25 protein-coding genes, 1 tRNA gene and 1 pseudogene are annotated in these 26,192 nt (G+C 70.3%); 3 read left to right on the forward strand and 24 right to left on the reverse strand.

From position 1 onward, the window contains the following. Window positions 1-38 precede the first annotated feature (38 nt). The 19 genes and pseudogenes from ADX84_RS16970 to ADX84_RS17060 all read right to left on the reverse strand — a co-directional run bounded on the left by ADX84_RS16970 (window position 39) and on the right by ADX84_RS17060 (window position 20,041). Window positions 39-857, reverse strand: coding sequence for a F0F1 ATP synthase subunit delta (locus tag ADX84_RS16970; RefSeq protein ID WP_049575457.1), 819 nt, complete (start codon window positions 855-857; stop codon window positions 39-41). Then, on the reverse strand, window positions 857-1,402 hold the full coding sequence (gene atpF / locus ADX84_RS16975; protein WP_049575460.1) for a F0F1 ATP synthase subunit B: 546 nt from the start codon (window positions 1,400-1,402) through the stop codon (window positions 857-859). Before atpF ends, ADX84_RS16970 begins: the two co-directional genes overlap by 1 nt. A gap of 52 nt (window positions 1,403-1,454) precedes the next feature. Further along, the gene (atpE, locus tag ADX84_RS16980) at window positions 1,455-1,682 is read right to left on the reverse strand and encodes an ATP synthase F0 subunit C (RefSeq protein WP_017546078.1); all 228 of its coding nucleotides are present in this window, start codon (window positions 1,680-1,682) and stop codon (window positions 1,455-1,457) included. A gap of 125 nt (window positions 1,683-1,807) precedes the next feature. Then, window positions 1,808-2,638, reverse strand: coding sequence for a F0F1 ATP synthase subunit A (atpB, locus tag ADX84_RS16985; protein WP_049575532.1), 831 nt, complete (start codon window positions 2,636-2,638; stop codon window positions 1,808-1,810). Window positions 2,639-2,743: 105 nt separating this feature from the next. Next, window positions 2,744-2,974 (reverse strand): hypothetical protein, encoded by a 231-nt coding sequence (locus ADX84_RS26395; protein WP_049575463.1) that lies wholly within the window; start codon window positions 2,972-2,974, stop codon window positions 2,744-2,746. Window positions 2,975-3,079: 105 nt separating this feature from the next. Further along, window positions 3,080-3,502 (reverse strand): hypothetical protein, encoded by a 423-nt coding sequence (locus tag ADX84_RS16995; protein ID WP_017546075.1) that lies wholly within the window; start codon window positions 3,500-3,502, stop codon window positions 3,080-3,082. 224 nt (window positions 3,503-3,726) lie between these two features. Further along, window positions 3,727-4,893, reverse strand: coding sequence for an MraY family glycosyltransferase (locus ADX84_RS17000; protein ID WP_049575466.1), 1,167 nt, complete (start codon window positions 4,891-4,893; stop codon window positions 3,727-3,729). A 12-nt stretch (window positions 4,894-4,905) separates the two neighbouring features. Then, window positions 4,906-5,688: an L-threonylcarbamoyladenylate synthase gene (locus ADX84_RS17005; RefSeq protein WP_049575471.1), complete on the reverse strand. Its 783-nt coding sequence runs from the start codon at window positions 5,686-5,688 to the stop codon at window positions 4,906-4,908. An 85-nt stretch (window positions 5,689-5,773) separates the two neighbouring features. After that, entirely contained in the window at window positions 5,774-6,637 is an 864-nt protein-coding gene (prmC, locus tag ADX84_RS17010; protein WP_049575474.1) for a peptide chain release factor N(5)-glutamine methyltransferase, read from the reverse strand. Further along, window positions 6,634-7,701, reverse strand: coding sequence for a peptide chain release factor 1 (prfA, locus tag ADX84_RS17015; protein WP_049575478.1), 1,068 nt, complete (start codon window positions 7,699-7,701; stop codon window positions 6,634-6,636). The genes prmC and prfA overlap by 4 nt, the downstream gene beginning before the upstream one ends. A gap of 120 nt (window positions 7,702-7,821) precedes the next feature. After that, window positions 7,822-8,031: a 50S ribosomal protein L31 gene (rpmE, locus tag ADX84_RS17020; RefSeq protein ID WP_049575481.1), complete on the reverse strand. Its 210-nt coding sequence runs from the start codon at window positions 8,029-8,031 to the stop codon at window positions 7,822-7,824. A gap of 197 nt (window positions 8,032-8,228) precedes the next feature. After that, window positions 8,229-10,054 (reverse strand): annotated as a pseudogene (locus ADX84_RS17025) (L-lactate permease). Between the two features lie 233 nt (window positions 10,055-10,287). Beyond that, window positions 10,288-12,300, reverse strand: coding sequence for a transcription termination factor Rho (rho, locus tag ADX84_RS17030; RefSeq protein WP_049575485.1), 2,013 nt, complete (start codon window positions 12,298-12,300; stop codon window positions 10,288-10,290). Window positions 12,301-12,738: 438 nt separating this feature from the next. Next, complete coding sequence (gene thrB, locus ADX84_RS17035; protein ID WP_049575488.1) at window positions 12,739-13,677, reverse strand: homoserine kinase; 939 nt, start codon at window positions 13,675-13,677, stop codon at window positions 12,739-12,741. Between the two features lie 638 nt (window positions 13,678-14,315). Beyond that, the gene (gene thrC, locus ADX84_RS17040) at window positions 14,316-15,374 is read right to left on the reverse strand and encodes a threonine synthase (RefSeq protein ID WP_199776626.1); all 1,059 of its coding nucleotides are present in this window, start codon (window positions 15,372-15,374) and stop codon (window positions 14,316-14,318) included. Between the two features lie 218 nt (window positions 15,375-15,592). Further along, complete coding sequence (locus tag ADX84_RS17045) at window positions 15,593-16,879, reverse strand: homoserine dehydrogenase (RefSeq protein WP_049575495.1); 1,287 nt, start codon at window positions 16,877-16,879, stop codon at window positions 15,593-15,595. A 71-nt stretch (window positions 16,880-16,950) separates the two neighbouring features. Then, window positions 16,951-18,336, reverse strand: a complete 1,386-nt coding sequence (gene lysA, locus ADX84_RS17050) for a diaminopimelate decarboxylase (protein ID WP_049575499.1) — start codon at window positions 18,334-18,336, stop codon at window positions 16,951-16,953. A gap of 161 nt (window positions 18,337-18,497) precedes the next feature. After that, the gene (locus ADX84_RS17055) at window positions 18,498-19,646 is read right to left on the reverse strand and encodes a DALR anticodon-binding domain-containing protein (protein WP_049575503.1); all 1,149 of its coding nucleotides are present in this window, start codon (window positions 19,644-19,646) and stop codon (window positions 18,498-18,500) included. Continuing rightward, the gene (locus ADX84_RS17060; protein ID WP_049575506.1) at window positions 19,643-20,041 is read right to left on the reverse strand and encodes a response regulator transcription factor; all 399 of its coding nucleotides are present in this window, start codon (window positions 20,039-20,041) and stop codon (window positions 19,643-19,645) included. The genes ADX84_RS17055 and ADX84_RS17060 overlap by 4 nt, the downstream gene beginning before the upstream one ends. 132 nt (window positions 20,042-20,173) lie before the next feature. Here ADX84_RS17060 and ADX84_RS17065 point away from each other — a divergent pair. After that, a tRNA-Arg gene (locus ADX84_RS17065) sits at window positions 20,174-20,245 on the forward strand. Between the two features lie 136 nt (window positions 20,246-20,381). Here the strand turns inward: ADX84_RS17065 and ADX84_RS17070 are convergent. Together ADX84_RS17070 and ADX84_RS17075 are read right to left on the reverse strand one after the other, a co-directional pair. Then, window positions 20,382-21,092: an exonuclease domain-containing protein gene (locus ADX84_RS17070; RefSeq protein WP_082206559.1), complete on the reverse strand. Its 711-nt coding sequence runs from the start codon at window positions 21,090-21,092 to the stop codon at window positions 20,382-20,384. After that, window positions 21,089-22,033, reverse strand: coding sequence for a LysR family transcriptional regulator (locus ADX84_RS17075; protein ID WP_049575509.1), 945 nt, complete (start codon window positions 22,031-22,033; stop codon window positions 21,089-21,091). Before ADX84_RS17075 ends, ADX84_RS17070 begins: the two co-directional genes overlap by 4 nt. A 161-nt stretch (window positions 22,034-22,194) precedes the next feature. Between ADX84_RS17075 and ADX84_RS17080 the strand changes: the two genes are divergently transcribed. Together ADX84_RS17080 and ADX84_RS17085 are read left to right on the forward strand one after the other, a co-directional pair. Then, the gene (locus ADX84_RS17080) at window positions 22,195-23,076 is read left to right on the forward strand and encodes a DMT family transporter (protein ID WP_234004037.1); all 882 of its coding nucleotides are present in this window, start codon (window positions 22,195-22,197) and stop codon (window positions 23,074-23,076) included. Between the two features lie 225 nt (window positions 23,077-23,301). Continuing rightward, window positions 23,302-23,808: an LURP-one-related/scramblase family protein gene (locus ADX84_RS17085; RefSeq protein WP_049575518.1), complete on the forward strand. Its 507-nt coding sequence runs from the start codon at window positions 23,302-23,304 to the stop codon at window positions 23,806-23,808. A 95-nt stretch (window positions 23,809-23,903) separates the two neighbouring features. Here the strand turns inward: ADX84_RS17085 and ADX84_RS17090 are convergent, their stop codons facing one another. From ADX84_RS17090 to ADX84_RS17100, 3 genes are all read right to left on the reverse strand, one after another. Next, window positions 23,904-24,659 carry an ABC transporter permease gene (locus tag ADX84_RS17090; RefSeq protein ID WP_049575521.1) on the reverse strand — a complete coding sequence of 252 codons (756 nt, stop codon included), beginning with the start codon at window positions 24,657-24,659 and terminating at the stop codon, window positions 23,904-23,906. Next, window positions 24,659-25,372, reverse strand: a complete 714-nt coding sequence (locus ADX84_RS17095; RefSeq protein WP_049575524.1) for an ABC transporter ATP-binding protein — start codon at window positions 25,370-25,372, stop codon at window positions 24,659-24,661. Before ADX84_RS17095 ends, ADX84_RS17090 begins: the two co-directional genes overlap by 1 nt. Window positions 25,373-25,479: 107 nt before the next feature. After that, window positions 25,480-26,163: a response regulator transcription factor gene (locus tag ADX84_RS17100; protein ID WP_049575528.1), complete on the reverse strand. Its 684-nt coding sequence runs from the start codon at window positions 26,161-26,163 to the stop codon at window positions 25,480-25,482. Window positions 26,164-26,192 lie beyond the last annotated feature (29 nt).

A 26,192-nucleotide genomic window follows, 5' to 3' on the forward strand; every position in this document is an offset into this window, starting at 1 on the left:
CGCCGGGCCGGCGCCGTGCGTGCTTGCTTGTCTTCGCGTCAGCCGGCCAGGCGGCGCTGGACCTCAGCGATGCGCCCGGCGATCGTGCCGTCGATAACCTCGTCACCCACCTGGATGGAGAGTCCACCCAGGATTTCCGGGGCGACCTCGATGTTCAGGTGGATCTCACGGCCGTACTTGCGGCTCAGCAGGGTGCGCAGGCGCGTCTGCTGGGTCTCGGTCAGCGCGTGGGCGGTACGGACGACGGCGATGAAGCGCTTCGCGCGCTCGGCCACCAGTTGTCCGAAGTTGTCGAGCGCCTGCTCCAGGGTACGACCCCGGGGGTGGGTGACCGCCTGGCTGACCAGAGCCAGCGTCGCGGCGCTCACCTTGCCCGAGAGCAGGTTCTCGATCAGCGCGTTCAGGTGGGCGTCGGCCACACCCTCACGGGTGAGGGCCGAGCGCAGCGCGGGCTCGGCGACGACGATCCGCTGGAAGCGGAACAGCTCGTCCTCGAGCTCGTCCAGCCGGGTGCCCTCGACGGAGGCGACGGTCGCGTAGACCGCCGTCCGCTCCAGGGCGTCCAGCATGTCGCGCCCGGTGGACCACGGCTGCGAGACGACGTCGCTGACCACGATGACCGTGGACGGCGAGACCTTGCCCTCGAGGATCTGACCGATCAGGGCGGTCTTCTTCTCGGGGTCGTTGGCCTGGTCCGCGAGCCAGCGGCGGAGCGAGTGCTCACCGCTGACCAGGGCGACGACCTCGAAGAGCTCGCCGCCCAGCGAGACCGCGTTCCCGGCGCCGGCCGACGCCAGGACGTTCTCGTCCAGGCGCCGGATCGCCTCAGCCAGGGAGTTACGGCTGATACCACGCATCAGCGCACCTCGGCTTGCTTCGCGCTCTCGTCCTGGCCCAGCTCCTCGAGGAACCGGTCCACCACCCGCGTCTGAGCGGCGCTGTCACTGAGCGTCTCGCCGACGATGCGGCTCGCGAGCTCGGTGGACAGGGTGCCGATCTCGCCACGGAGCTGGACGAAGGCCTGCTGCCGGTCCGCCTCGATCTGCGCCTTGGCGGAGTCGATGATGCGCTGGGCCTCGACCTGGGCCTCCTCGCGAGCCTCGGCGATGATCGCCGCACGCTGCTCCTTGGCCTTCTCGAGCTCCTGCGCGTACTCGCGGTGCGACTCTTCGAGCTTCTCGCGGTACTGCTGGCGGATCTCCTCGGCCTCGGCCTCGGCCTTCTTGGCCCGCTCGATGCCGCCCTCGATGGCGTCGTGACGCTCGTCGAGGACCTTCATGACCTTGGGGACCGACTTGCGGACCACAAAGAAGTAGACCACGGCGAGCGCGATCGCGCCGAAGGTGAACTTCACCCAGTCGATCCGCAGAATGTTTGGTTCGGCTGCCAACTCCAACAGCATGGTCAGCCCTCCTTCGCGTCAGTTGCCATCAGAAAACGGTTGGCGATTCCGACTAGGCGCCGGGAGCCGCGAAGGCGAGAACGAAGCCCAGGATGGCCAGGGCCTCGATGAGGGCGAAGCCGAGGTAGATGTTGGTCTGGAGCGGGCCGCGGGCCTCGGGCTGGCGGGCGATGGCCTGCATACCGAGACCGAAGACGATACCGACACCGATACCGGCGCCGATGACGCTGATGCCGTAACCGATGGTGTTGATGTTGCCGGTGATCGCAGCGATGTCCATGGTGTTTCCCTTTACTCGACGTCCGGCGTCGCGTTCTGCGATTGGTCAGTTCGCCGGTTTGGACGGGTCTTCAGCACTCCGCGTCCTGGTCCGATCAGGGGATCGGGGGAACGTGGAGGGGGTCTTTAGTGAGCCGCTTCGAGCGACTGGTTGAGGTACAGGCTCGCGAGCAGCGTGAACACGAAGGCCTGGATCAGCATGATCGCGATCTCGAAGACGAAGAAGGCGATGTACCCGAGCAGCGCGGCACCGGAGTAGAACACGGAGACCGCGGCGAGCATCGGCTCCGCCGTCAGGTTGAGCATGTACCAGCCGCCGTAGGCGAACACGGCCAGCAGCAGACTGCCCGCGAACATGGTCGCGAACAGACGCAGGGCGTGCGTCACCGGGCGGATGAGGAAGACCGAGAGGATCTCGATCGGGGTGACCAGGACGTAGATCCACTTGGGCATGCCCGGGGGGAAGATCTGGTTCCGGAAGTAGCCCCAGCCGCCCTGGTGCTTGATGCCGATCACGATCGTCATCACGTAGATCGTGAGCGCGAACATCACCGTGAAGGCGAGGTTGCTGTTGACCGGGAGCATGCCCGGGATCAGGCCGGTGAAGTTCATGGCCAGAATGAGCGAGAAGATGCCCGTCATGAACGGGATGAACTTGTCACCCTTCTCACCCATGGTCGGCCGGGTGATGTTGTCCCGGATGAACAGGATGAGCAGCTCGCCGACACTCTGCCTGCGGCCGGGGACGAGGCTCAGCTTCTTGCTGAACCACGACCACAGAAGCAGGACGGCACCGACCGCGACGAGCAACAGAACCAGGTACAGGTCGATGCCCGCGCTGCCGGGGATGTTGGCGAACCACGGTTCGGGGAAGAACATCCCGATAGTGGGGGCCGTGAACCCGCAACCGTTGTCGCCGAAGAGATGGCAACCCGGTTCGGCCGCGAGAATGCGCACGTCAGCACTCACGGCGAATCCTTTCGTCGTGACGCAAGAAAGCCTCGTTGATGGTTGTGACTGCAAGCGTCGTCGCGAGATGGGCGACGCGGAACTGCGGGGAGCTCAGAGGTGGCGTGTCTTGGCGACGATCAGATAGATCGAGCCGACCATGCCGAGAACGGCCCCGATGGGCAGGAAGAGGGCCTGGAATCCCAGGAGCCTGTCCGCACCCCAGCCGATCGCACTCCACACGAGCACACCCGCGAGCAGAGTGGAGAAGAGCGCCCAACCGTCGGACTCTCGCGGTGCTGGAGGCGCACTGGAGCCCTTCTTGCTGGCTGGTTCGCTGCTCATCTCGCTCCGGAATATAGCATGTGGGGCTCGGCTGGGACTTGGCAGCCCGGCTGCCCTGGAACAGGTTATTACGCCCGTTCCGACGGGTCGCGGCGGGGCACCCCATCACGTGTTCTCCGAGCTCTCGCTCGGGTCCACGTGAAGGATCTTCGCCCTGGAAGTGGCCCAGGTCTGCCCACCCAGCCAGGCCAGTACGACGGCCAACGCGCTGTAGACGAAGGCGTTGCTACTGAGGTCCGTGATGAGGGGGCTCCGGCCCAGGGTCACCAACAGAATGCCCAGCAGCGCCATCTTGACGACGAAACCGAGCAGGTTCGCGGCGAGGAACAGGTCCCTGTTCCTCCGGGTGACCATCATGACCGCCCACTGCCCCAGGCCGAAACAGGCCAGGATGATGCCGACCGCCAAGGCCGAGCTGAGAGCTCCGGCCGCTCCCGCGAGAAGGCCCGAGACCGCGATGGCCAGGACCCCGCACGCGGCGCTCGGAAGCGCGGCGCCGCGGAGAATCCGGGCGTCGTGTTCCTGCATGACGAAGCTCCGTGGGGTTCAGTGAGTACCTGCTCGTGAAAGCTATCACAAGGTTTTTGGTGCCAAATCCAGGGTGCCCTTAACGCGGTCTTAACGCCTCGCGAAAGCCCCGTTCGGCGGCGTCTTCGGAACTTGTGTCACCTTGCCCACACTTGCCGCGAGCTTCACACCAGCGCACATTCGGAACGGCTGTCGGGACCTCGGTCCCGAACGTGACCCCGCATTTATCCATCGGTTGACCGATGGTGATCTGCGCTCCTGGCGGGCCTGTTCCCGCGGTCCCACGGCAGCAGTCCTCGGCGGCGCAGCCGCGGGAGCGCGATGAGACCGACCGCACAGGTGGCGACCAGCACGGTGACCGTCAGGACGATCAGGGCCGAGTCGAAGATCGACAGCGAGACGGCGGCGAAGGCCACGATCCCCGCCCACAGGTACATGAGCAGCACCGCGCGGGTGTGGGTGTGCCCCATGTCGAGGAGCCGGTGGTGGAGGTGGCCCCGGTCCGGGGCGAACGGGGACTTGCCCGCCAGCGTCCGGCGCAGCACGGCCAGGACGAGGTCCGACAGGGGCAGGGCGATCACCAGCAACGGCAGCGCGATCGGCAGGAAGACCACCAGGCCCGAGGAGTTGAACTCCTCCCTCGCGGTGTTGGCGTCGAACTGGCCGGTGACCGTGATGGTGATGGAGGTCAGCAGCAGGCCGAGCAGCATCGAGCCGGTGTCGCCCATGAACACACGGGCCGGGTGGAAGTTGTGGAAGAGGAAGCCCACGCAGGTCCCGGCCAGGATGATGGCGATCATCGCCGGGTAGGACTGGCGGACGAAGCCCTGCTCCACCGCCACCACGTAGTAGTACGCGAAGAAGGCCAGCGACGAGATGCCGACGATGCCCGCCGCGAGGCCGTCCAGTCCGTCCGCGAAGTTGACCGCGTTGATGGTCACCACGATGAGCAGGATGGAGACCATGGCCCCGAGCCACGGCCCCAGTGACAGCTGTGTACCCGGCAGGGGCAGCCACAGCAGCTGGACGCCCTGCCAGACGAGGATGCCCGCGGCCGCGACCTGACCGGCCAGCTTGCTGAGCGCGTCCATCCCCCACCGGTCGTCGATGACGCCGATGACGGTGATGAGGCCGCCCGCCAGCAGCAGACCGATCCAGGTCTTGGCGACGAAGACGTTCTGGAGGTGCGGCAGCTGCGCCGAGATGAGCAGCGCGGCCGCGAACCCCCCGTAGATCGCCAACCCGCCCAGCCGTGGGATGGGTTCGGTGTGCACGTCGCGGTCGCGCACCGGAGGCGCGGCGCCGAAGGCGATCGCCAGTCGGCGTACCAGCGGGACCAGCAGGTAGGTCACCGCGGCGGCGATGACGAAGGTGAGCGCGTACTCCCGCACTGCCTGATCCCTCTAGCTCTCGGAGCGGTCGGTGTCCTTGGAGGCTTCGGCCTCCGGCTCGGTGGTCCCCGGCTCCGGCGGTTCGGCTGCCGCCTCGGTTTCGGGTTCGGACTCCTCCTGCGCCTTCTTCGGCTTGGTCCGGCCCTTGCGCAGCTCCCCGATCACGGTGCCGCACACCGAGCGCAGCTGCTCGATGGAGATCGCTCCGGAACGCAGCACCCGGGGGACCGCGTACGTGAGGTCGACGATGGTGGAGGCCACCGGGCTCTCCGCCTCACCGCCGTCCAGGTACACCGCGACCTCGTCGCCGAGCTGCTCGATCGCGTCCTCCGCCGTGGCGGCGGCGGGCTGACCGGACTTGTTGGCGCTGCTCACCGCCATGGGACCGGTCTCCTTGAGCAGTTCCAGCGCGACCGGGTCCATCGGCATCCGCACCGCGACGGTGCCCTTGGTGTCGCCCAGGTCCCAGGAGAGACTGGGGGTGGCGGTGCACACCAGCGTGAGCGGGCCGGGCCAGAACTCCTCCATGAGGTCGCGGCCGTGGTTGCCCAGGTCCTCGATGAGCGCGGTGGCCGCGCGCATGGAGCCCACCAGGACCGGCGGCGGCATGTCCCGACCGCGGCCCTTGGCCTCCAGGAGGCCGGCCACCGCCTTCGGGCTGAAGGCGTCGGTCCCGATGCCGTACACGGTGTCCGTGGGCAGCACCACGAGTTCGCCTCGGCGTACCGCGGACGCGGCGTCGGCGATGCCGTCCTTGCGGGCCGTCTCGTCCGCGCAGTCGTAGATGCGGCTCACCAGCGTTCACCTCAATCTCGGTCGACCGGACCTGCTTGCCGGTCCTGCGGTGGGGATGGGGGGTGTGGTTCGGCGGCCACGGGGGCTAACCGTCGCCGTCGGCGCGGCGCATGACCACGAAGCGGTCGCGCCGGGCCATGTCCTTGCGGTTGAGGACGTCGCGCCAGCCCCGGTCCTCGGGGAAGAGTCGGGGGATGTCGATGCCCTGGCCGTCGTGGTGTTCCACGGCCATGGCGCCGCCGGGGCGGAGCAGCCTGCGGCCGACCGCCTCGAGTTCGCGGATCATGTCCAGCCCGTCCTCGCCGGACCACAGGGCGGGCGCCGGGTCGTAGTCGCGCACCTCGGGCGGGATCAGGCCCGCCTCCTGGGTGGGGACGTAGGGCGGGTTGCTGATGAGCAGGTCGACGCGGCCGTTCAGCTCGGGCAGGGCGGTGCGCATGTCGCCCTCGTGGGACGTGACGCGGTCGGCGTGCCCCGTGGCCTCGATGTTGCGGCGGGTCCACGCCAGGGCGCCGGGGTCGATCTCCACGGTGTGCACCCGGGAGCGGGGGACCTCCTGGGCGATGGAGATCGCGATCGCGCCCGAGCCGGAGCCGAGGTCCACGACGAGGGGGTCGGCCACGTCCATGGCGCGCAGGGTCTCGATGGCCCAGTCGACCATGATCTCGGTCTCCGGACGTGGAACGAAGACCCCCGGCCCCACCTGGAGCTCCAGGTAGCGGAAGTAGGCGCGGCCGGTGATGTGCTGGAGGGGTTCGCGCGCCTCCCGGCGGGAGACGCACTCCCAGTAGCGCGCGTCGAAGTCGGCGTCGGAGACGGCGTGGAGTTCCCCTCGACGGACACCGTGCACGAACGCCGCGAGTTCCTCGGCGTCCGTACGGGGTGAGGCCACGCCCGCCTCCGCGAGCCTCAGTGTGGCGCGGGCGACCTCGTCGAGCAGGAAGTTCATGATTGGGCGGCTTCGAGCCTCTCCTTGGTGTCCGCGTCCACCAGGGCCTTGACGACCCCGTCCAGTTCCCCGTCGAGGACCTGGTCGAGGTTGTAGGCCTTGTAGCCGACGCGGTGGTCGGAGATGCGGTTCTCCGGGAAATTGTAGGTGCGCACGCGCTCGGAGCGGTCCACGGTGCGGACCTGGCTCCTGCGCTCGGCGGAGGCCTCGGCGTCCGCGCTGGCCTGGGCCTCGGCGAAGATGCGGGCGCGCAGGATGCGCATGGCCTGCTCCTTGTTCTGGAGCTGGCTCTTCTCGTTCTGGCAGGAGGCCACGATGCCGGTCGGCAGGTGGGTGATCCGGACGGCGGAGTCGGTGGTGTTGACGCTCTGTCCGCCGGGCCCGGAGGAGCGGTAGACGTCGATGCGCAGATCGTTGTCGTTGATGACGATCTCGATCTCCTCGGCCTCGGGGACCACGAGGACACCGGCGGCGGAGGTGTGGATGCGCCCCTGGGACTCGGTGACCGGGACGCGCTGGACCCGGTGGACGCCGCCCTCGAACTTGAGCATGGGCCACACGCCGGAGCCGGGCTCGGGAGTGCCCCTGTTCTTGAAGGCGATCGTGATGTCCTTGTACCCGCCCAGGTCGGAGTGGGTGGCGTTGATGACCTCGGTCTTCCACCCCTGGCGCTCGGCGTAGCGCAGGTACATGCGGACCAGGTCTCCCGCGAACAGGGCGGATTCCTCGCCGCCCTCGCCGGCCTTGACCTCCATGATGAGGTTCTTGTCGTCGGCGGGGTCGCGCGGGACGAGCAGGACGCGCAGGCGCTCGGTGAGCTGCTCGGCCTCCTCCGTCAGGCGGTCGGCCTCCTCCGCGAAGGAGGAGTCCTCGGCGGCCAGCTCACGGGCGGCGTCGATGTCGTTCTCGACCTCCTTGAGCTGACGGTAGGCCTCGATGATCGGGGTGAGCTGTGAGTAGCGCTTGCCCAGCGTGCGCGCCTTGGCCTGGTTGGCGTGCACCTCGGGGTCGGCGAGCTGCTGTTCCAGCTCGTAGTACTCCCCAAGGAGGTCGTCCAGCTTCACTTTCCCACGTTCCCGTCTTGTCGCTCGCCCTGTCCGTCCGCCCCGTGAGGGGAACCGCCTGGATACCCGGTGGCGCCGCCCGCTCCTGGGAGGGGCGGCACCGCCGGGCGACGGGCAGCGCTAGCTGCGCTTGCCGAAGCGCTTCTCGAAGCGGGCGACCCGGCCACCGGTGTCGAGGATCTTCTGCTTGCCGGTGTAGAAGGGGTGGCACGCGGAGCACACGTCGGCGCGGATCTTGCCCTCGGTAACGGTGCTGCGCGTCACGAACTGGGCCCCGCAGGTGCAGGTCACCTCGGTCGGGACGTACTCGGGGTGGATTTCGGCCTGCATGTGTGTCTCCTTGCTAGTGCGCGACCGCCGGACGCATGACGACCGCACCACCGTCGGAGGTGGGGCGGTGTTCGTTGACCATGCGCGAACCGGTGTCGCGGCGATCCAGGTAAGAGGGCGGCGTGCACTCCCCCTCGGGAGGACGTCCGTTCCCTGATACCAGTTTGCCAGACCATCAACCATGCCGGGACCAGTACCTATTCCCGACCCTTCTCCGGCGCCCGCGAGCCGCTCGTCGTGCCCGGGAGGGGCTTGTGGCGGTCGTTGCGCCACAGCCACCACAGGGTGGCGGCGGTGGCCGCGAGGGTGAGGCAGAGCATGAGCAGACCGGCGTTGGCTCCGGGTCCGTGGATGAACAGGTACGCCAGCGAACCGGCCATCAGCAGGTAGTAGGTCAGCGGCACCACGGTCTGGCGGAGGATGTCGCCCTCCCTCCCGGCGAGGCCGACCACGGCGGAGGCGGCCACCACGTTGTGCACGGTGATCATGTTCCCCGCGGCGCCACCGGCGGCCTGGGCCGCGACGACGTTCTCCGGCGGGACGCCGATGCGTTCGGCAGTCGAGTGCTGGAACAGGGAGAACATGAGATTGGAGACGGTGTTGGACCCGGCCACGAAGGCGCCCAGGGCTCCGATCCAGGGTGCCAGCAGCGGCCAGTTGTGCCCGCCGAGCTCGGCGGCCCCGGTGGCCAGGGTGAGCGGCATGCTCTCCAGGGCGGTGGTGCCGAACTCCGACCCGGTGTTGATGAAGACCCGCACCAGGGGGACGGCGAAGAGCAGGGCGACGGCGGCCCCGGCCAGTTGGGAACCGGCCATCCGCCAGGAGTCGACGATCTCCCTGGCCCGCATGCGGTGCAGCCCGTAGGTGACGAGGCAGACCAGGATGAACGTGGCCCCGGGCGAGTAGAGGGGGGCGACGGAGTCCCCGATCGAGGTGCCGAGGATGTCGCTGGCGCCCACGGTGACGCCGGACAGCCACTCCTTGACCGGCTCCACGGTGCGGGTGGCCACGAGCAGGGCCGCGACCAGGAGGTAGGGGGCCCACGCACTGAGGAACCCGACGCGGCGTCCGGTGTCGGACGGCTGGTCGCCGTTGCCGGACTCGATCCGCCCGGTCCAACGGGCCAGCCAGTCCTCCCTGGGCGGGAAGTCCCAGACCTGCTTCGGCATGAGGAAGCCCCTGCGCGCGGCGAGCACGACGATGACGAGGCCGGTGAGTCCGCCGAGGAGGCTGGTGAACTCGACCCCGAGGAAGTAGTTGTACAGAAGCGAGGGGACGGTCAGGGCCAGCCCGCTGAACAGAGCGAATTTCCACACTGCGAGGCCGTCGGAGAAGCGCCGGTTCTCTCCGTAGAAGCCGCAGAGCATGCAGCAGATCAGCAGCGGGACGAGGGTTCCGGTGATCGAGTGCAGCAGGACGGTCTGGAAGCCGATCTCGGTGACGTACTCGGGGAAGCTCATGCCGAGTTCGGACGCGCGGGCCGCCACCCCTCCCCCGCCGTCCAGGCCGCCTCCGACGCCGACGAGGATCGGGGTTCCGACCGCGCCGAAGCTGACCGAGGTGCTCTGGATGACCATCCCGACCATGACGGCGGCCATGGCGGGGAAGCCCAGGGCGAGCATGAGGGGGGCGACCACGGCGGCGGGGGTGCCGAACCCGGAGGCCCCCTCGATGAAGCTGCCGAACAGCCAGCCGATGATGATCGCCTGGATCCTGCGGTCGGGGGTGATGTCGGTGAAGGTGCGGCGGATGGTGGCGAGGCCCCGCTCCTGGTGAGCGTGGAGAGCAGGAGCAGCGCGCCGAAGATGATGTAGAGCAGGCCCGCGGCGAGGATCAGGCCCTGGAGTGTGGAGGCCGCGACGGCCGTCCATTCGGTCCGCCAGAAGAGGACGGCGATCGCGACCACGACGACGTATCCGGCGGGCATCGCGTACATGGCGGGGACACGGAACCCGACGAGCAGGACTCCGACGACCAGGATCGGGGTGAGCGCGAGAAGGCTGAGCAGGGCGAGGTTGTCCATCCAGGCGGCTCCCTGGTAGGGGGTGTGCACTCCGGCCCGCGTGACCCTACGTTCACGGACGAACACCCACCAGCCCCCCAATGTGATCCGAGACACATTGGTGATCATCGGCTTCCGCGCTCCGGAAACACCAACGAGGACGCCGACCCCGGACACACGAACGGCCCCCTCCCCGAACCCGGAGAGGGGGCCGCCGCGCCGTCACCCCGCGGTCGCGCGGGGCTCCGGAACGATCACGATCGCTCGGGGCCCACCGTGGTCTTCTGGATCTGCATGAGGAACTCGGCGTTGCTCTTGGACTCCTTCATCTTGTCCAGGAGCAGTTCGATCGCCTGCTGCGTGTCCAGGGCGTGCAGCACCCGGCGGAGCTTCCAGACGACGTTCAGCTCCTCCGGCGACATCAGGATCTCCTCCTTACGGGTGCTGGAGGCGTCCACGTCCACGGCCGGGAAGATCCGCTTGTCCGCCAGGGACCGGTTGAGCTTGAGCTCCATGTTGCCGGTGCCCTTGAACTCCTCGAAGATCACCTCGTCGGCGCGCGAGCCGGTCTCGACCAGCGCCGTCGCCAGGATGGTCAGCGAGCCGCCGCCCTCGATGTTGCGGGCCGCACCGAAGAAGCGCTTCGGCGGGTAGAGGGCGGTGGAGTCCACACCACCGGACATGATGCGTCCGCTGGCGGGGGCGGCCAGGTTGTAGGCACGGCCCAGGCGGGTGATGGAGTCGAGCAGGACGACCACGTCCATGCCCATCTCCACGAGCCGCTTGGCACGCTCGATCGCCAGGTCGGCGACGACCGTGTGGTCCTCGGCCGGGCGGTCGAAGGTCGAGTGGATGACCTCGCCCTTGACCGTGCGCTGCATGTCGGTGACTTCCTCGGGACGCTCGTCCACGAGGATGACCATCAGGTAGCACTCGGGGTTGTTCTCGGTGATCGCGTTGGCGATCGACTGCATCACCATCGTCTTGCCGGCCTTGGGCGGCGAGACGATCAGACCGCGCTGGCCCTTACCGATGGGCGCGACGAGGTCGATGATGCGTGTGGTGAGGATGTTCGGCTCGGTCTCCAGGCGCAGACGCTCCTGGGGGTAGAGCGGAACCAGCTTGGAGAACTCCTGACGACCCCTGGCCTGGTCCGGCGACATGCCGTTGACCGAGTCCAGGCGCACCAGCGCGTTGAACTTCTCGCGGCGCTCGCCGTCCTTGGGCTGGCGGACCGCACCGATGATGTGGTCGCCCTTGCGCAGGCCGTGCTTGCGCACCTGGGCCAGGGAGACGTAGACGTCGCTCTGCCCGGGGAGGTAGCCGGTGGTACGGACGAAGGCGTAGTTGTCCAGGATGTCCAGGATGCCCGCGACCGGCAGCAGGACGTCGTCCTCGCCGATGACCGGCTCCGGCTCCTGGCCTGCCCCGCGTCCGCCACGGCGGTCCCGGCGGTCCCGACGGCGTCCGCGGCGGCGGCCGCCACCGAAGTCGTCGTCGTCGTTGTTGTTCCCGCTGTTGCCGCGGCCCTGGTTCTGGTTCGGGTTCTGGCCGCCACCACCGCCGCCGCCCTGCTGACGGTCGGAGTTGTTGTTGGCGTTCTGGTCGTCACCGCCGCGGTTGCGGTTGCGACGGTTGCGCTGGCGCTCGCGACCCTGCCCGGACCTGGTGTCACGGTCCTCGGAGTCGGGGCCGTTCTTCTGGGGGGTGCTGGATGTCTTGGTCACGCTGCTCGCGGAGGTAGAGGAGTCGGTGCCGTCCACCGAGCGGGTCTGGTCACCGGACTCGTCGCCGCGCCTGCGGGACGAGCGGCGGTTACGGGAGGGCTTGTCACCCTTCCCACCCTGGGTCTCGGTCACGGCCTGGTCGGACGACCGCTCACCGGCGCTCCTGCGCGGTGCCTCGTCCGTGCCCGACTTGGCGGGAGACTGGGATTCGGCCGGGCCGTCAGTTGCCTCGACCTTACCGGCCTTGGGAGCGGTGTCGGCTTTCTTTCCGGATTTGGCCGACGCGGGACCGCCGACCGGGCCGCCCTGCTTGGCCTCGATCGCGGCGATGACGTCGCTCTTGCGCATGCGCCCCGTACCGGTGATGCCCATGCTCGACGCGAGCTTCTGGAGCTCGGGGAGCTTCTGGGCGGCGAGCCCGGTGCCGCGCGAGGCCGTGCGAGGCCGCGTGGTCGTGGCCTCCCCGGCCTCCGAGGAGGCGTCGGTGCTCTTCTTGCTGTCGACCGCCGCGTCCGTTCGGAGTTCGGTGGTGTCGCTCACTAAGGGTCCTTCCCAAGGAGCGGGCTTCGGCCGTCAGCGGATTGCATGAGCGGCCGGCCCGGTGGTGCGAACCGGCAGGGGCCGGGTAGGGCGTGCCCCACGTGGATGTCGGAAACCGGCGAAGACGGTCCCCTACCCAATCGCGGCGGGCTCTGGGTACAGCCAGACGTCGGGGCGGGTGGCTCGGAGGTTTTGCCTGTCTACCCTGAGGACACGCCCGACCATGACGGAGGAGCGTACTCGGGAGACGTGGGCACAGCGGGAAATCCGCTGGATCGACACTTGGGCCACCGCTTCCAACAGGTCGAGAGATCGGACCGCCGGAGTATGGGACGCGGAAGCCGTTGTGGCGGATGAGCACACGCCCCGCAACGGGGCATCTGGTGCTTCACCAAGCCTAACATCACCAGAGGCCACGGCTATTCCTCGACACAGATGCTACGGATGGGGAGATGGGGTCCGCACCCCCGCCGGCTCGATGTGCAGGGGGCGTATGTCCCAATCATTACCCGCCCGTCGACGAATCGAATCAACCTGTCGGATGATTTCCGGCGAATCCTCCTGCGCCCGGCCCCCTGGAACAGAGCACAGAACGAGGACCGTGGGTCCCGCACCGGACACCACCGCCGGGAGTTTCTCGTGTTGACGCAGGTCACGGATGAGTTCGAGGGTACGCGGCATCGCCGGGGCCCGGTACGCCTCATGTAGCCGATCCTCCGTGGCCGCGTACAGGGATTCGGTCTGGCCACAAACGGCCGCCGTCATCAGCGCGGCGCGTCCCGCGTTGAAGGCCGCGTCCGCGTGGGAGACGGTCTCGGGCAGGAGGCCCCGCGCGCGCTCGGTGGACAGCCGCCACCCTGGCACACACAGCACGGGCAGCATCCGCTCGTCCGGCGTGAGCCGCGCGGCGCCCCAGGACTCGCCGTCGCGGAAGGCGACGGTGTAGCCGCCGTGGACACAGGGCGCCACGTTGTCCGGGTGGCCCTCGATGTCCGCGGCGACCCGGTAGATCCAGTCCCGGTCCGGGCCTCCCCCGGGGCCGGTCCGGCCCAGCAGCGCCGAGGCCGCCGCGACCCCGCCCACGATCGCCGACGAGGACGAACCCAGCCCGCGCGCGTGCGGAATCCCGTTCACGCAGTGCAGGTCCAGCCCGGGGAGCTTCTCCCCGACCCGCTCGAAGGCCTCCCGCATGGCACGGACGACGAGGTGGCGCCCGTCCAACGGCACCTCGCCCGCGCCCTCCCCCTCGACCCGGATACGGACCTCACCGTCGGCGCGCGTCGCCACGTGGAACTCGTTGTACAGCTGGACGGCCAGACCCAGCGCGTCGAAGCCCGGCCCGAGGTTGGCGCTGGTCGCCGGGGCCCGGACGGACACCCGGTCGGGACGTGGTGGGGTCACTTCGATTCCTATCTCTTTGGGCCTTGCCGGTTCGCTTCGGCCCGTGTTCGCTGCGCCTTCTTGGGGTTCGGCTTCGCTTCGACCCGTGTCCCGCGCCTTCGCGGTGAACCTTCGGCGCCTGGTGTGACGGCTTGTTCTCGCGATCCCACCTCCACCACCTCCGGAACCCTCTCCGACGCCGAACCAAGCCCCCTTGGAGCCGGGGCGTACACAAGCGGACTCTCGTCCGAGGCTCGGGTGGACGGTCGGCTGTCGCCTCGTGGCTGAGGCTGGTTGGGCGTCCCGGCCGAACGGACACTCCACGCGACCGGGACACCCGGTCGGCCGATCCGTCCTTGGCGCGGGTAGGCGGTCAGGTCCGCTCCGCTGCGAGCGGACAGGCGTTCAGCCGAGCGGACAGTCCCGGAGGCTGACATACCCAGTCCGGCTTCCGCCTTGGCGCGGGCGCGCGGCCGGGTCCTGGCCAGTGACGGCGGACGGGCGTCTCGCCGAACCGACACTCTGGGACACCCGGTCAACCGTTCGCCCCTGGCGCGGGTCCGCGCTCAGGTCCCCGACCGCCGCCGGGGCGGTCGGCTCCGGGGCTGCCCTTCCCGCGGGTCCGAGGTCGAGGCTCAGGCGAGGTCGAGGGCCCTGGCGGCTGCCAGGGCGTCGACGGGCACGGTGGTGGCGGAGGAGGCTCCGGCCAGCGCCCAGTCGGGGTCCTTGAGGCCGTTTCCGGTCACCGTGCACACGATGCGGCTGCCCTTGGGGACCAGACCGGCCTGGGCGGCCTGGAGGAGTCCGGCCACGCTGGCGGCGGAGGCAAGTTCGACGAACACGCCCTCCTCGGCCGCGAGGAGCTTGTAGGCGGCCATGATCTGCCGGTCGGTGACCTTGTCGATGAGGCCGCCGGACTCGTCGCGAGCCTGTTCGGCGAGCTTCCAGGAGGCGGGGTTGCCGATCCGGATCGCGGTGGCGATGGTGCTCGGGCTGGTCACCGGGGCGCCGTCGACGATGGGCGCCGAGCCGCTGGCCTGGAAGCCGAACATGCGCGGGGCCTTGGTGGAGACGCCGTCCCCGGCGTACTCGGTGTAGCCCATCCAGTAGGCGGTGATGTTGCCCGCGTTGCCGACCGGGATGCAGTGGATGTCCGGGGCGTCGCCGAGGGCGTCCACGATCTCGAAGGCCGCGGTCTTCTGTCCCTGGAGGCGGTAGGGGTTGACCGAGTTCACCAGCGCGACCGGGTAGTCGACGCTGAGCTTGCGGGCCAGTTCCAGGCAGTCGTCGAAGTTGCCGTCGACCTGGAGGAGGCGGGCGCCGTGCACGAGTGCCTGGGCGAGCTTGCCCATGGCGATCTTGCCCTGGGGCACCAGCACGGCGCAGGTCATGCCCGCGCGGATGGCGTAGGCGGCGGCGCTGGCGCTGGTGTTGCCGGTGGAGGCGCAGATGACGGCCTTGGCGCCGTCCTCGGCTGCCTTGGTGATGGCCATGGTCATGCCCCGGTCCTTGAAGGAACCGGTGGGGTTGAGGCCCTCGACCTTGAGGAGGACCTCGCATCCGGTGAGCTCGGATACGCGCGTGGCGGGCAGCAGCGGGGTGCCGCCCTCCTGGAGGGTGACGACGGGGGTGTTCTCGTTGACGGGAAGGCGGTCGCGGTACTCCTCGACGATGCCTCGCCACGCCCGTGCCATGCTCACGACGGTGTCCCTTTCGGGTGGATGCTGTTGCGCTGGACGCGCGGCCGTACCCGGCGCGCGTGGGGATGCGGGCGGGGCGTCGCGGGAGCGATCGGCCCCACCTGCTACGAGTCTATGACCCAGCCCGAGCTGTCTTGCATCTCGGGAAGGTGTTTCTCACCATGTGGACACCCCGTCCGGGGGCGCGCGAGGGCGCGTCCCCGGGACACGGGCTACTCCTGGAAGGTCTCCACGCGCATCACGCTGGCGACGTCGCGGACCATCGGGTGCGCGCTGAGCTTCTCGACGGTGCTGCTCAGGGCGGCGTCGGGCGCGGGGTGGCTGACCAGCACGAGCTGGGCGTCGTCCCCCGTCCCCTCCTGACGCACGTTCTTGATGGACACCCCGTGGTCGGCGAAGATCTCGGCGACCTTGGAGAGCACACCGGGGCGGTCGGCCACGTCCAGCGCCACGTGGTAGCTGGTGATGGTGTGGCCCATGTCGTGCACCGGAAGGCCCGTGTCGTGGGCGCCCTCAGGCACCGACGTGTGGGCCAGGCGGTTGCGGACCACCGCCACCAGATCGCCCAGGACGGCACTGGCGGTGGGCGTGCCCCCGGCCCCGGCACCGTAGAACATGAGGCGCCCGGCGGACTCGGCCTCGACGAACACCGCGTTGTAGGCCTCCTTGACGCTGGCCAGGGGGTGTCCGACCGGCAGCATCACCGGGTGGACGCGCACGCCCACCGACTCCCCGTCCTCCGAGCGCTGGCAGATGGCCAGGAGTTTGACGACGCAGCCCATCGCACGGGCACTGGCGATGTCGGCGGCCGACACCGCGGTGATGCCCTCGCGGTGGACGTCGGCCGCGGTCACCCGCTGGGTGTGGAAGGCCAGCCGGGCCAGGATCGCGGCCTTGGCCGCGGCGTCGAAGCCCTCGACGTCCGCCGTGGGGTCGGCCTCCGCGTACCCGAGGGTCTGGGCCTCCTCCAGGGACTCGGTGAAACCCGAGCCCAGGGAGTCCATGCGGTCCAGCACGTAGTTCGTGGTCCCGTTGACGATGCCCAGGACCCGGTTGACCCTGTCACCGGCCAGGGAGTCGCGCAGCGGTCGCAGCAGCGGGATGGCCCCGGCCACGGACGCCTCGTAGTAGAGGTCGACCCCGGCCGTACGCGCCGCCGCGTGCAGCGTCTGGCCGTCCTCGGCGAGCAGCGCCTTGTTGGCCGTCACCACGGACTTGCCCGACTTGATCGCGGCGAGCATCAGCGAACGGGCCGGTTCGATCCCGCCGATGACCTCCACCACGACGTCGATGTCCGGGCGGGTGACCAGCGCCGTGGCGTCGGTGGTCAGCAGCGCCGGGTCGACGCCGCGGTCGCGGTCCAGCCGACGGACCGCGATACCGCCGATCTCGATCGGCGTGCCGATCCGCGCGGCCAGTTCCTCGGACTGCTCGTTGACCAGGCGGACGACTTCCGAACCCACAACGCCGCATCCGAGCAGCGCCACCTTCATCGCCATTTGGGCGTGACTCCCACTTCTCTCGTGTCCGAACTGCCGGGCACCGGTGCGGCGCCCGCGGGGCGGACTGTTCAGCCTACGTCGAGACGGAGGAGGTCCTCCTCGTTCTCCCTGCGCACGATCACCCGTGCGTTCTCGTCCCGGACCGCCACCATGGCGGGACGGGGCAGGTGGTTGTAGTTACTCGCCATGGAGTAGCAGTAGGCGCCCGTGGCGGCGACCGCCACCAGGTCGCCCGGCCTCAGGTCGGCGGGCAGGTGGAGGTCGTGAACGATGATGTCACCGCTCTCGCAGTGCTTGCCGACCAGGCGGGAGAGCATCGGCTCGGCGTCGCTCTCCCGGGACACCAGCTGGCTCGTGTACTCGGAGCCGTAGAGGGCGGTGCGGATGTTGTCGCTCATCCCGCCGTCCACGCTCACGTAGGTGCGGATGCCCTCGACGTCCTTGACGGTGCCGACCTCGTACACGGTGATCCCGGCCGGACCGGCCACGGCGCGCCCGGGCTCCACGGCGATGCGCGGCATGGGCAGGTCCGCGTCCTCGCACTCACGGCGCACGATCTCGGTGAGGCTGGCCGCGATGGTGCCGGGGTCGAGCGGGTCGTCCCCGGCGGTGTAGGCGATGCCGAGGCCGCCGCCGAGGTCGAGTTCGGCGAGGGTGATGCCCAGCTCCTCGTGGATCCGGGTGAGGAAGCGGGTCACACGGCGGGCGGCGACCTCGAAGCCCGACGTGTCGAAGATCTGCGAGCCGATGTGCGAGTGCAGCCCCACCAGCTCCAGGTGGTCGGCGGCCAGGACGCGGCGGACCGCCTCGCCGGCGGCGCCGGTGCTCAGCGCGAAGCCGAACTTCTGGTCGTCGTGCGCGGTGGCGACGAACTCGTGGGTGTGCGCCTCCACCCCGGTGGTGACCCGGATGAGCACCCGGGGGCGGGCGCCGGACTCGGCGGCCACCGCCTCCAGGCGGTCGATCTCGTCGAAGGAGTCCAGGATGATCCGGCCGACACCGGCCTCCACGGCGCGGCGCAGCTCGGACACCGACTTGTTGTTGCCGTGCATGGCGACGCGGTCTGTCGGGACCCCGGCGGCCAGGGCGACGGCCAGCTCGCCCCCGGAGCAGACGTCGAGCTTGAGCCCCTCCTCGACCACCCAGCGGGCGACGGCCCTGGTGAGCAGGGCCTTGCCCGCGTAGTAGACGTCGGCGTCGGCGAAGGCCGTGGAGTAGGCGCGGGCGCGGGCGCGGAAGTCCTCCTCGTCCATGACGAAGAGCGGGGTGCCGTACTCGGCGGCGAGGGCGCGCACACCGACGCCGCCGATGGTGAGCTCACCTTCGGAGCGACGCGCCGTGGCGGGCCAGATCCGCGGGTTCAGGGCGTTGAGGTCCTCCGGCGGCAGCGGCGGGTTCTCCTCCGGCAGGACCTCCGCGTGGCGGGATCCGGCGGGGTGGGCGTAGCGGCTCATGGCGGTCTTTCGGCTGGGACTGCGGTACGTCTGGGCGGTGCTGTGTTCTGCGCGGGGGAGGTTCCGGGCGGGTCGGGACGGTTCGCTCCGCCCCATTGTCCACCAAGCCGATCGGAACACAGGGGTTGGGCTGGCCCCACCGGGTTCGCGGCCGCGGGTGTCTACAGCCTTGTGGGCGCTGACACCCCGAGCAGGAAGAGGCCGGTGCCGACCACACCGGCGACGGCGGCGGGCAGCGCGGGGTCGAGCGCGGCCCAGGTCGGTTCCGGCTCCGTGGCCGGTTCGGCTCCGGCGGTGGAACCGGTCCGCCATTCATCGTAGGCACTGGTCAGCGCCTCCAGGTATCTCACCAGGATATGGGGTTCCTCTCGACGCGCCGCCGTGTCCAGGACGCTGGGGCCGTCGAAGAGGAGTCCGCGCACCTTCGCGCCGTGTTCGTGGTGGCAGCGCGCCCGCGTGGTTGTTCGCCCCGTGGCGGCCGACTGATCCGCCGCCCGCTGATCCGCCGCCCAGCGCGTGCTGCTCAGCGCGTGCGCGTGGGCGTAGCGGAGCCGGAAGGCGGGGTTGGCGTCGGTGAGCCGGGCCCAGGATCCGGGGTTGTCCGCGGAGGGCAGCACCGGCAGGTCGCGGCCGGTCGTCTCGTTCTCCCGGGGACGTTCGGGAACCGAGCGGCAGAACGCGACCCGGGCGCTGGCCTCGCCGATCCGGCCGAGCGCGCGGCCCGAGGGCGTGAACAGTGCGGACTGGTCGGTGTCCAGATAGCGGTCGCGCCAGGAGACCTCGCCTCCGGGGCTCGGCGGCGGGGGACCGCCGTCCACGGCCATGGCGATGCGGGCCCGGGCGTCGGCGCGGGCGTAGCGGCGGGCCTGGGCGAGGGGACCGGCCTCATGCAGGTCCGAGTGGGGCCACTCCCCCGTCCCGGTCCAGGACCGGCCGGTGAGGTAGCGGGGGCCGTCCGCCGCCGCTTGGAGGAGGCTCTGGCGCTGTTCGCAGGTGAAGGTGAAGTTGGCGAAGCCGCGCTGGTCCGTGTGGACGTGCGCGAAGCCCGTGTCGGGTTCGCCCTCGTCGGCCATGGCGGCGATCCGGGCGACGATGCGTCCGGACACCGTGAGCCGGTGGGAGTCCTCACGGCCACGGGGGAGCCCCTCGCGCAGGCGTCCGACCAGGCGGGGCGCCAGGGCGATCGCGGCGTCGGCGCCCTCGTCCGCGTGGTCGGCGCGCGGCCACACGAAGGGGACGTCGGCGTCGCCGAGCCCGAAGGCACCCACGGCCGCCCTTCGGACGAGGGTCTCCAGTTCGAGTGGGGTCACGCCGCTCCCCCGATCCCGCCGTCGCCCTCCCCGAGGAGCGCCCGGATCAGGTCGACCAGCTCGTCGGGGTCGAAGGGCTTGGTCAGGTATTCGTCGACACCGATCCGCTCACCGCGTCTGCGGTCCTCCGTCTGCGCGCGGGCGGTCACCATGACGATGCGGCGCGTGAAGCCGTCGGACCGCAGCCGCTCGACCGTGGACCAGCCGTCGAGGCGGGGCATCATCACGTCCATGGTGATGACGTCGGGCTCGACGTGGCCGACGCGGTCCAGGCAGTCCTGACCGTCCATGGCGGTGAACACCTCGAACCCCTCCAGTTCGAGGTTGAGGCGGATGAGTTCGCGGATGACCTCGTCGTCCTCGACGACGAGAACCCGTGCGGGAAGGGCGTTCACGCCCGTGACACTACCGCCGCCGAGCCGGGCCGCACCACTGGAATCCAGTATCCGCGGGGGGCCGCGGCGGGCCCGGCGCTCGGGTGGCCAACCATCCCGGAACCCCTGCTACAGTTGTTCTCGCAGCAGCGCGCCCCCTTAGCTCAGGGGATAGAGCACCGGCCTCCGGAGCCGGGTGCGCAGGTTCGAATCCTGCAGGGGGCACAGCTAGCAGAGACCGGCGGAGACCACGTCCCGCCGGTCTTTCGCGTTTCCCGGGCCGCGACGTCCCCTCGGGGCCGTCCACCGGCCGTCACGGACCGGCCCGCATCGGGGCTCGTACCGGCCCTCACATCGGACCTCACACTGGTGACGCGATCAGCGGCCAGGAACCGTCGACCACCGCTTCGGGGTTCCGGCGGCGCAGGTACTCCTGGAAGCTGGCGGACTGCTCCCCCTTCCACTTGACCTGTGCGGCGTGCAGCTCCTCGGCCGAGTACGCGGCGATCTCCGGGTGGGTGGCCGCGATCCGCCAGGCGAGGCGTGCGGCGGCCAGGGCGTCGGCGGCCGCACCGTGTGCCTCCTCCTGGGCGAGTGGGACCTCGTAGTGCGCGCAGACGTCGACCAGCTTGCGGGAACCGCGCCGGAAGGTGTCCACCTGCTTGTCGAGGACCAGCGGGTCCACCACCAGCGGCTGGGCGGTCAGGGGCCGGTCGGGGCGGTGGCGCGCGAGTTCGCGGTCCAGGAGGGTGAGGTCGTAGGGGGCGTTGTAGACCACCACGGGCACCCCGTCGGAGATGACCTCCTCCAAGGCGGCGGCGATCTCGTTGACCACCTCGGCGGCCGGGCGCCCCTCGGCACGCGCGTGTTCGGTGGTGACGCCGTGGATGTCGGTGGCCTCCTGCGGGATCTCGATGCCGGGGTCGGCCAGCCAGGTGGTGACGTCCTTGGTCCTGCGGGTGGGGTCGATACGCCACAGGGCCGCGGTGACGATCCGGTCGCCCTCCACGTCCAGGCCGGTGGTCTCGATGTCGAAGGCGGCCATGGGCCGGGTGTGCCAGGGGGTGTTCACGTGTCTCCTCGTGTGCTCGGTTCGGTGGGATGGTCGGGGGGTGGGTCGGTGTGTTCGGTGAGCGCGGTGACGCAGGCGCGGATCGCCGGGGTCTCGGCGTCGGCCCGCCACACCGCCTTGATCGTCCTTCGCAGGGGTGGGTCGGTGGGCAGGAACAGGACTCCCTCCGGTGCGGTGCGGCGGCCGAGGTCAGGGACGAGCGCCATGGCCAGCCCTGCGGCCACCAGCTCCAGTTGGGAGGGGATCTCGGCGAGTGTGTACCTGATGTCGGGTTCGACGCCCCGGGACCGCAGGGCCTGGAGGATCGCCTCGTAGGGCTCGGTGCCCGCCGGACAGCTGGCCCAGGGCAGACCGCCGGGTTCCGCGAGTGCGGCGAGGTCGACCGGAGACGGTTCGGCGCGGGGGTGGCCCGGCGGGAGTGCGAGGCACACCCGTTCCTCCAGGAGCTCCACCGTGCGCACTCCGGCGGGCAGCGCGACCGGGCGGCTGGACCAGCTCTCGGCCAGGACCAGGTCGAGTTCCCCGCGCAGGAGCGGGGGGATCAGGGAGACCACCTCGCCGTCACGGACCGTGGGGACCAGCCGGGGGTGTTCGGTGAGCAGGTCGGACAGGGCGCCGGGGAGCAGGTTGCGCACGGCGCTGCCCACACCGCCCAGCCGCAGGGGGCCGAGGATCTGCCGATCAAGGGCGGCGAGGTCGGTCTGCGCCTCGCTGACCTGGGCCAGCACCCGGTCCGCGTGTGCGGCCAGGACCCGGCCCGCGTGAGTGAGCCGCACGGTGCGTCCGTCGGGTTCGAGCAGGCGCTGCCCGGCCTCCCGCTCCAGTTTGGCGAGCTGCTGGGACATGCCCGACGGGGTGACGTGCAGGACCCTGGCCGCACGCGCGATGGAACCGTGGGTGCGTACGGCGGCCAGCGCCGTGAGTCGTTCCATGCTGAACACGTAAGCAACACTACTGATCACCGGCGACAAATCATCGCTTTTGTTTCAGGGTCGGAGGCGGCAACCTGGTCCTGTGGCTCGCACGCGGCGGGGCGGACGGCGGTGAAGGGGGCGCGGAACCAGTGTCGGGAACGGACACGAGACGGACGGAGCGGGGGTCGGTGCTGGACCGGGCCAACCCCGTGGTGCTGGCGATCGTGGGATCGGCCACCACCTCCGCCACGGGGGTGTTCGTGAAGCTGTCCGGTGCCAACACCGGGACGGCCGCCTTCCTGCGGTGCGCGCTGGCGCTGTTCGTTCTGGTCCCGATGGCCCTGGTGGAGCTCCGCCGGGTGGGACCGCGGGCGCTGCGCCTGGTGGGGCTGGACCTGGTGGCGGGTCTGCTGCTGGGTGTGGACTACGTGCTCTGGGTGGCGAGCATCCAACACGTCGGCGCGGGGATGGCGACCGTCCTGCTCAACGTCCAGGTGGTGGTCTTCCCGCTGCTGGCGTGGGTGTTCCTGGGCGACCGCGCGCCTCTGCGGTTCCTGCTCGCGGTGCCGGTGATGCTGGTCGGGGTGGCCCTGACAGCCGGGGTGGTCGGTCCGGGCGCGGGCGCCGTCTCCGAGGGTGATCCGTGGCTCGGCCTGGCCTACGGCTGCGCGGCCGGGGTGACCTACGCGGGCTACCTCTTCCTGTCCCGGCTCGGCGGCGGCCAGGGGCACACGGTGACTCCGGTGTGCGTCTCCACCGCCTCGGCCGCGCTGGCCGCCGGAGTGCTGGGCGCGCTGTGGAGCGGGATCGACCTGGCCTCGCTGGACACCATGGCGTGGGTGTGGCTGGCGATGCTGGCGCTGACCGGGCAGGTGCTGACCTGGCTGCTGGTGGGGTCGGCCCTGCCCCGGCTGACCGCCAGCACCGGCGCCGCGATCCTCGTGCTGCCGCCGGTGCTGGCGGTGGCCATGAGCGCGGTCTTCCTGGGTGAGCGGGTCACGCCCGTGCAGTTGGGCGGCTGCGTGCTGGTGGTCCTGGCGATCTGGCTGTCCCAGCGCCAGCGGCGCTGAGAACGCGGGCCCGAGTCGTTCGACCACTCGCCGGGCGACGACCCGGGCCCGGGTCGAGACGGCCAGCGAGATCCTGGACGCCGCCGGCCCCCCCCGGGCTCGCCCCGCTCGTGGGGCCCATGTGCGGACCCCGCCCGAACCCGGCGCCCGCGGCGACCGACCGGGGCGCGGCGTGAGCGCTCCCCGCCCCTGGTGGGCGGCGAACCCGTCCATTAGCGTCGGGGCATGAAGTTTCTGGTACGTGAACGCGTGTTCGACATCGGCGACGACTTCTGGGTGACGGACGAACAGGGCACCAAGGTGTTCTGGGTGGACGGCAAGGCCCTGAGGTTGCGCACCACCTTCGAGCTGAAGGACCCCAAGGGCGAGGTCCTCATGGTGATCCGCAAGAAGCTCTTCAAGGTCCGCGACCAGATGTGCGTGGAGCACGACGGCTCGACCGTCGCCACCGTCCGCAAGCGGCTCTTCAACCCGGTCCGCGACAAGCTCAACGTCGAGATCAAGGGCGGCGGGGACTGGGAGGTGATCGGGAGCTTCTTCGACAAGGAGTACTCGATCAGCGACAAGGAGGGCACCGTCGCGGTCGTGTCCCGCAAGTGGTTCCGGATGCGCGACACCTACGCCGTGGACGTCAACACCCACCGGCGCGACCTCGCCGGGGACCCCGCCCTGGTGATCGCGGTCGCCGTCGCCGTGGACGCCCTGACCAACGACGACGGTGACGACGACTGACCCCGAACGGGCCGGGGCGACCCCGCCGCCCCGGCCCGGGCGGACGCCCGCCGTCCCCGCGCGCCCTCCCGGTTCTCGGGTGTGCGCCCCGGTGTCTAGGCGTCCCTGCGGACGAACCGCACCGCGGCCACCAGCCACACGACCGCCACCCAGGCGGCCATCACCAGTCCGCCCTGAGCCGCGCCCAGCCCGTAGGCGCTCTCCCGGGACTCCAGGTACATCAGCGAACCGGCGCGGTCCGGCAGCAGGTCGGCGAGGTCGGTGACCATGGACAGAAACTGCGACAGGGCCAGCACCAGTGCCACCAGGATCGTCAGCGGGGCCACCGCGCTCCGTGCGAGCACCGCGCAACCCGCCGCCAGCAGGGACAGCAGCACCCAGTACAGGACAGCCCCGGCCATGGGGGCGAGGATCGCGCCGTCGAACACCTCCGAGAGCGGCAGCCCGTGCTCTCCCAGACCGAGCTGGGCCGCCACGAAGGCCGAGGGCACGGTGACCAGCGCCACCAGGGCGGAGAACAGCGCCACCACGGTGGCCTTGGCCGCCAGGAAGCGCAATCGCCCGGGCACGGCCAGCAGCGACGTGCGCACCCGCCCGCCGCCGAACTCACCACTGACCGCCAGGACCCCCAGCACCACCATTCCGGCCTGACCGAAGTAGACGGCCTGGAACCCCTCACCGACCGGGGTGAAGTCCAGCCCGGCCCGCGCGGGGTCGTCGTCCAGGAGTCCGGCGATCGTCCAGCTCGCGATGGCCGCGAGCCCCACGGTGACCACGAGGGTCGCCACCATCGACAACGGCACCACCGGCAGGGTGGCCAGTTTGCGCCCCTCCGAGCGCACGAGCAGCATCAGGACGCACCTTCCCTCGTGCCGGAGGTGAGGGCGAAGAACGCGTCCTCCAGGGAGTCGTGGCCGACGGTCAACTGGTCCGGGCCGCCCCGCGCGACCATCCGCCCACGGTGGATCACCACCAGGTGGTCGGCGATTCGGGAGATCTCGTCCATGAGGTGGCTGGACAGCAGCACGGTGCGTCCCTCCTCGGCCAATCCGCGGGTGAAGGACCGCATCCACCGGATGCCCGCCGGATCGAGCCCGTTGACCGGCTCGTCCATGATCACCACCTGTGGATCTCCCAGCAGGGCGGCGGCGAGGTTGAGCCGCTGTCCCATACCCAGCGAGAAGGTGCGCACCCGGGCACGGGCGGCCCGCTCCAGGTCGACACGGCGCAGCGTCTCGTCGACGCGGCCCAGCGGAAGCCCGTTGGCGCGGGCGATCCACGCCAGGTGGGCGCGTGCGGTGTGCGAGGGATGGGCGCCCCCGAGGTCGAGCTGGGCACCGACGACCCCGGCCGGTCGTCGCAACGAGGTGTAGGGGACCCCGGTGACGGTGGCGGTTCCGGCGTCGATCCGGTCCAGGCCCAACAGCATGCGCAGGGTGGTGGACTTGCCTGCCCCGTTGGGTCCGAGGAACCCCGTGACCTGGCCGGGAGCGGCGGTGAAGGTCAGTCCGTCGACGGCTGTGTGGGCACCGTAACGTTTCGTGAGTCCGCGAATCTCGATCATGGACCCATGGTCGTCTTCGGGGGTGGCTCGGCACATCGGCCCATGGTGGACAGTCGGTCGTCAACCCTGGGGGACACACGGGTCCTCACCGAGCGTGTCGGCGGTGGTCAGGCGACCCGTACCAGGCCACTCTCGTAGGCGAAGACGACCAGTTGGGCCCGGTCTCGCGCGTCGAGTTTGGCGAGCAGGCGACTCACGTAGGTCTTGACGGTGGAGTGGCTCAGGGTCAGCTCCCCGGCGATCTCGGTGTTCGAGAGCCCCCGGCCGATCAGCGTGACGACCTCCCTCTCGCGCGGAGTCAGGCCGGAGGCGTCCACCCGCCAGGGCGCGGCCTCGAGGCGCGGCCCGCCGGAGCGGACGACGTCGGCGATGAGGCGCCCGGTGACCTCCGGAGCGAGCAGAGCCTGCCCGTCCGCGACCAGGCGCAGGGCGCGGAGCAGCTCCTCAGGGCGGGTGTTCTTGAGGAGGAACCCGCTGGCACCGGCCCGCAGTGCCCCGTACACGTACTCGTCGAGGTCGAACATGGTGAGGACGATGACACGGGTGGTGTCGGAGTTGGCGCAGATGTGCCGGGTGGCGGTGAGTCCGTCGAGGTCGGGCATGCGCACGTCCATGAGGACGAGGTCGGGTGCCGTGTGCGCGACGAGGTCGAGGGCCTCCCGACCGGTTCCGGCCTCGGCGACCACGGTCATGCCGGGGTCGTTGTCGACGAGCATGCGCAGGGAACCGCGCAGCAGCTCCTGGTCGTCGGCGATGAGCACGCGGACGGGATCGCGCCGGGTGTCGATCATCGTTGCCCTTCCGTGGGGCGGGGGTGGGC

This window comes from Nocardiopsis sp. SBT366, assembly GCF_001083815.1.
Lineage (GTDB): Bacteria > Actinomycetota > Actinomycetes > Streptosporangiales > Streptosporangiaceae > Nocardiopsis > Nocardiopsis prasina.

Coding starts and splice junctions, on each gene's coding strand:
- ADX84_RS17085 (WP_049575518.1), top strand. CDS start 23,302: ATGAAGTTTCTGGTACGTGAACGCGTGTTCGACATCGGCGACGACTTC.
- thrC (WP_199776626.1), bottom strand. CDS start 15,374: ATGGCACGGGCGTGGCGAGGCATCGTCGAGGAGTACCGCGACCGCCTT.
- lysA (WP_049575499.1), bottom strand. CDS start 18,336: ATGAGCCGCTACGCCCACCCCGCCGGATCCCGCCACGCGGAGGTCCTG.
- atpF (WP_049575460.1), bottom strand. CDS start 1,402: ATGCTGTTGGAGTTGGCAGCCGAACCAAACATTCTGCGGATCGACTGG.
- ADX84_RS17100 (WP_049575528.1), bottom strand. CDS start 26,163: ATGATCGACACCCGGCGCGATCCCGTCCGCGTGCTCATCGCCGACGAC.
- atpE (WP_017546078.1), bottom strand. CDS start 1,682: ATGGACATCGCTGCGATCACCGGCAACATCAACACCATCGGTTACGGC.
- rpmE (WP_049575481.1), bottom strand. CDS start 8,031: ATGCAGGCCGAAATCCACCCCGAGTACGTCCCGACCGAGGTGACCTGC.
- ADX84_RS16970 (WP_049575457.1), bottom strand. CDS start 857: ATGCGTGGTATCAGCCGTAACTCCCTGGCTGAGGCGATCCGGCGCCTG.
- ADX84_RS17045 (WP_049575495.1), bottom strand. CDS start 16,879: ATGGCGATGAAGGTGGCGCTGCTCGGATGCGGCGTTGTGGGTTCGGAA.
- ADX84_RS26395 (WP_049575463.1), bottom strand. CDS start 2,974: ATGAGCAGCGAACCAGCCAGCAAGAAGGGCTCCAGTGCGCCTCCAGCA.
- ADX84_RS17095 (WP_049575524.1), bottom strand. CDS start 25,372: ATGATCGAGATTCGCGGACTCACGAAACGTTACGGTGCCCACACAGCC.
- prmC (WP_049575474.1), bottom strand. CDS start 6,637: ATGAACTTCCTGCTCGACGAGGTCGCCCGCGCCACACTGAGGCTCGCG.
- ADX84_RS16995 (WP_017546075.1), bottom strand. CDS start 3,502: ATGCAGGAACACGACGCCCGGATTCTCCGCGGCGCCGCGCTTCCGAGC.
- ADX84_RS17090 (WP_049575521.1), bottom strand. CDS start 24,659: ATGCTGCTCGTGCGCTCGGAGGGGCGCAAACTGGCCACCCTGCCGGTG.